Annotated in this window: 5 protein-coding genes; 2 read left to right on the forward strand and 3 right to left on the reverse strand. The window is 72.7% G+C overall.

What is annotated here, in order from left to right; all coding sequences use genetic code 11:
- A partial coding sequence (locus E1281_RS37565) for a serine/threonine-protein kinase (protein ID WP_131884462.1) occupies positions 1 to 935 on the reverse strand: 935 nt, incomplete at its 3' end.
- Complete coding sequence (locus E1281_RS37570) at positions 932 to 2,614, reverse strand: serine/threonine-protein kinase (RefSeq protein WP_131884463.1); 1,683 nt, start codon at positions 2,612 to 2,614, stop codon at positions 932 to 934. The genes E1281_RS37565 and E1281_RS37570, both read right to left, overlap by 4 nt.
- 507 nt (positions 2,615 to 3,121) lie before the next feature.
- On the opposite strand from E1281_RS37570, the gene E1281_RS37575 reads away from it, so the two are divergent.
- Both E1281_RS37575 and E1281_RS37580 read left to right on the forward strand, forming a co-directional pair.
- Positions 3,122 to 3,418: a DUF4193 domain-containing protein gene (locus E1281_RS37575; RefSeq protein WP_131884464.1), complete on the forward strand. Its 297-nt coding sequence runs from the start codon at positions 3,122 to 3,124 to the stop codon at positions 3,416 to 3,418.
- A gap of 16 nt (positions 3,419 to 3,434) precedes the next feature.
- Entirely contained in the window at positions 3,435 to 4,259 is an 825-nt protein-coding gene (locus tag E1281_RS37580; protein WP_165959279.1) for a hypothetical protein, read from the forward strand.
- 68 nt (positions 4,260 to 4,327) lie between these two features.
- On the opposite strand, the gene E1281_RS37585 is transcribed toward E1281_RS37580, so the two are convergent.
- Entirely contained in the window at positions 4,328 to 4,621 is a 294-nt protein-coding gene (locus E1281_RS37585) for a DUF4235 domain-containing protein (protein ID WP_131884465.1), read from the reverse strand.
- Positions 4,622 to 4,790 lie beyond the last annotated feature (169 nt).

Genomic DNA, 4,790 nt, shown 5'->3' on the forward strand with positions numbered 1-4,790 from the left:
GTCCGGGGCGGCGGGGCCGGCTGGGCGCGCAGCCGGGCCGACTCCATCGCCGCCGTCGCGGCGCCCTGGGTGAGCATCAGGGCGTCCTGGCCGTCCTGCCGGGCGCCGGTGTCGGGCAGGCTCCCCGCGAGGTCCAGCAGGTGCGCCAGGACGTGCGGGGACGCCGGACGGAGCGCCGGGTCCTTGCTGAGGCAGTCCGTCACGATCTGGCGCAGCGGTTCGTGCAGGTCCCCGAGGTCCGGGGGCAGGTTGAGGATGCGGTGCATGACCGCGGGAATGGAGTCCTGGCCGAACGCCGGGCGCCCGTTGGCCGCGTAGGCCATCGTGGCGCCCCACGCGAACACGTCGGCCGCCGGCCCGACCGTGGCCCCGGAGATCTGCTCGGGGGCCATGTAGGCGGGGGTGCCGACGGCCGTGCTCGACATCGTGCCCGTCGCGTCCAGCGCCCGCGCGATACCGAAGTCGATCACGCGCGGGCCGTCCGGGGCGAGGAGGACGTTGGCGGGCTTGAAGTCGCGGTGCACGACGCCCGCCTGGTGGATGGCGGCGAGCGCCGTCATCGTCCCGATCGCCAGCCGGTCCAGGTCGGCGCCGCTCCGCGAGCCGCGTGCGGACAGCACCTCCGACAGCGACGGTCCCTCGATGTACTCGCTGACGATGTACGGCCGGTCGCCCTCGACGTCGGAGTCCAGGACGCGGGCCGTGCAGAACGCCGACACCCGCTTGGCCACCGCGACCTCCGCGGCGAACCGGGACCTGGCCTTCGGGTCGCCGCTGAACCGCGCGTGCAGCAGTTTCAGGGCGACGCGGTGGCCGGCCTCGTCCTCGGCGAGGTAGACCGTGCCCTGACCGCCCTCCCCGAGGAGGCCGGTCAGGCGGTAGTCGCCGAGCTGGGACGGATCACCCTCGCGAAGGGGGGTGACCGCCGCCGTCACTTGCTCACGGTTCCGTAGGCCGCAGCGGTCGGGTCGGACTGGTTCTCCCGCCACTCCCACCGCATCGTGTCACCGGTTCCGGAGGGGGTGAACTTGATGTAACCGGACGCGCACTCGCTCTCCTCCATGCCCGCCATCGGTTCCTCCCGGTACTCGATCTCGTCGCTGCCCTCGTCACCGGACAGCAGCGACAGCCGGGTGTAGCAGTTGTCCTGCGCGCCGGACGGGTACTCGTACCGCGCCGTGCCGCTCGTGCGCAGAAGCGCGAACCGGACCTCGAACGTCGTGTGTCCCGCCCTGGCGCCGGGCTGGCTCCCGTTGCCCGCGTACACGCCGAGGAGGCCGCCGCCGGTGGTGATGGACGTCGGCCGGTCGCTCGGGGTGTAGGTGCTGGGCGGCAGGTACGGGTCGTCCGCCTCGTCCTCGCTGCCGGCGATCACGATCACGGCCACGATCGCGATGATCGTGATCAGCGCCAGCACGCCGCAGCCGATGGCGATGATCGGCCCGGCGGAGCTGGACTGCTTCGGCGCCCCGTAGGCCGGCCCCGGAGGCCCGGGCGGCCGGGGCGGCCCCGGCGGGACGCCCTGCTGCATCCCCATCTGCTGCGGAGGCGGCGTCGACGGCCCCGGCGCGCCCTGGTACATGGGCATCGGAGGCGGCGTGATCGGCTGCGGGGGCGGCGTCGTGGGGCCCTGCGGCGGGCCCTGGTGCATCGGCATCGGAGGCGGCGTGATCTGCTGCTGCGGCCGCGCCTGCGGCGCCGGCGGCACCGGAGGAGGCGGCGGAAGCTGCGAGGCGATCCGGGTGCCCTGGTTGAGCAGGTCCGCCCCGCCGCCCTGGCCCGCCGGGGCGGCGCCGGCATGGCCCAGCAGGTTCAGCAGGAGCTGCGGCGCCGGCGGGCGCAGGCCCGCGTCCTTGGACAGGCACTGCCCGATCAGGTCGCGCAGCGGGCCCGGGGGCAGCGCCGACAGGTCCGGCTCCTCGTTGAGGATCCGGTTGATGATGACCGGCAGCGTGTCCGCCTCGAACGGCGACTGCCCGGTGGCGGCGAACACCATGGTCGCCGCCCAGGCGAAGATGTCCACGGCCGGGGTGAGCGGCGCTCCGGTGAGCTGCTCGGGCGCCAGGTAGCCGGGGGTGCCGACCACCATTCCGGTGGCGGTCACCGCGCTCTCCTGCGAGTTGACCGTCCGCGCGATGCCGAAGTCGACGACGCGCGGGCCGTCCGAGGCCAGCATGACGTTGTTCGGCTTGAAGTCGCGGTGCACGATCCCGGCCTCGTGGATGGCCGCGAGCGCGGTCACCGTGCCGATCGCGAGCCGCTCCAGCTCGGCGGCGCCGCGCGGCCCGTCGTGCGCGACCACGTCGTGCAGCGACGGCCCGTCGATGAACTCGCTGACGACGTACGGCTGGTCGCCGTGGAGGTCCGCCTCCAAGACCCGGGCCGTGCAGAAGGGTTCGACCTTCTGCGCGGCCGACACCTCGCGGGTGAACCGGGCACGCGCCGCCGGATCGTTCGCCATCTGCGCGTGCAGCAGCTTGACCGCGACGTACTCACCTCCCGGCGCCTTGCCGAGAAAGACGGCGCCCTGACCGCCGGCGCCCAGCCTTCCGACGACCTCGTACTGTCCCAGTGCCCTAGGATCGCCCGGCTCCAGCGGAGCGGCATCCGGCATCTGACCCTCCAGTGACCCGCAGTGATGTCCCGCGATAGTGTGCGCCGGACCTCCGCCGCGGGGCCATCCCCCGGCCATCGCCGGACTGACCCCGCAGGGGGCCCGCCCCCAACCTCAGGCGGGCACGATATCGCGTTAGTTCAGACGTTTCACCGAAGCGTCTGGTTCAGCCGTCGCCCGGCCGGATGTGTCCGGCCCGACGCGCCGGGCCCGCGGCGCGCGCAACGCCCCCGGGACCGATATGATCCCGCCGCCGCGGGATCCCCGGCGGGTGGATTCCGGTACCGGATCCGCCGGGGACCGGCTGTCAGGTTTGTGACGGAAGACACATCCACGAGGAAGAGATCCGGGTGACCGCAGTCACTCGTGGGAGCGGTCGCGCCTCGTGTGTCGCAGGTCACCAACCGTGACAGAATTTCCCGCCCGGATCGGGCACAAGAACGGTCCCCCGAGCGTTAGATCCGCGCGACGGGGCGCATAAAGCACTGAGGGGGATGGAGATAGAAGATGGCGACCGACTACGACAGCCCACGAAAGACCGACGACGAACTCAGCGAGGACAGCCTCCAGGAGCTCCAGGCCCGGCGCGCCGACAAGGCCGCCAGCATCATCGATGAGGACCTGGACGCCGGGGAGGTCGCCGAGCTGCCCGGCGCCGACCTGTCGAACGAGGAGCTCACCTTCCGGGTGGTTCCGCGGCAGGCCGACGAGTTCACCTGCACGCGCTGCTTCCTGGTGCACCACCGCAGCCAGCTGGCCACCGAGAAGAACGGCCAGCCGGTCTGCCGCGAATGCGCCGCCTGACCGGGAGTGGCCGCGGGTGACGGGCGAGATCGAACGACGTCATGACGACGTGGAGCCGACGCGCGGCGACGGCTCCACGGAGCTCGGTGAGCTCATCGGCCGGCTCGCCGGCGACGAGGACATGGACCGCGAGACCCGCGGCCGCCTGCTGGGGCGACTGGCCAGGCTTCTCGGCCAGAGCGCCCGCAAGGTGGGCGCCGCGGGTGCCGCGCGCGGGCGATGGCTCGGCGACCTGCTCGTCGAGGCCGCACCCCACATCCCGATCCGCGACCTTGAGACGCTGCAGGCCCACCACCCCGGCCTGATGGGCGAGGAACTCGCCGACAAGCTCGTCAAGGTGGCGGGGAACGGCACCACCGCCGTGGGTGCGGCCGGCGGAGCGCTGGCCGCCGTGCAGTTCACCGCCCCGCCGCTGCTGCTGACCGCGCCCGCCCAGCTCGCCGCCGAGACCCTGGTGATCGCGGCCATCGAGGTCAAGATGATCGCCGAGCTGCACGAGGTCTACGGCATCAGCGTCCAGGGGTCCGGCACCGTGCGCGGCGCCGCGTTCGTCACGTCCTGGGCACGGCAGCGCGGCATCAACCCCCTGGAGACCGGCTCGCTCACCAGCGCCCTGGGAACGGCCGCGAAGTCCGCCCTGCGCAAGCGCATGCTGCGCACCTTCGGCCGCAGCCTCGGCACCATGGGCCCCTTCCTCACCGGCGCCGCGGCCGGTGCCGCCCTCAACCGGTCCGCGACCAAGGCCCTGGCGATGAAGGTCCGCAACGACCTGCGCGAGACCGCCGGCCACACGCCCCCGCTGCCGCGCGACCACTCCCGCCCCCTGAAGTCCGCGGACTAGGCCGGGCACGGGCCGGTTCGGTACGGGCGACGGCCCCCGGTCGCCCGTACCGAAGCCGGAACCCCGCGCTAGTCGTTCTTGAGGTTCCTGAGGTGGGCGGGCAGCTCACCGGTGCCCTTGCTCCACTGGTGCGCGACGGCGCGGGTGGCCAGCAGGCGCGAGATCTCCATGCCGACGCCCATCACCACGGCCCAGCCGAGCGCCTCGAGGATGTCCACGTCGGGGGACTCGGGGTTGGTCGGCGGCTCCTTGCCGGTGGTCTTCTTCCAGGCCAGCGTGATCACTTTCTTCGCGACGAAGCCGCCCGCGAAGGCCGCGCCACCGGCGAGCACCTTCCAGCCGATGTCGCCCTTATCCGCCATGTTCGTCCTCCACTCTTCAAGGGTCTCCGACGCTACCGGAACGGCCTGCCCCCGGCGGTGGAGGTGATCGCCGCGTCGGCGCCGTCAAATCGCATGCGGCGGCAGCCGATGTCAATACCATTGGCTCATGACAGACCAGCCGCGTACTCCGCACGTCCCACCCAAGCCC

Source organism: Actinomadura sp. KC345, assembly GCF_004348515.1.
Taxonomy (GTDB): Bacteria; Actinomycetota; Actinomycetes; order Streptosporangiales; family Streptosporangiaceae; genus Spirillospora.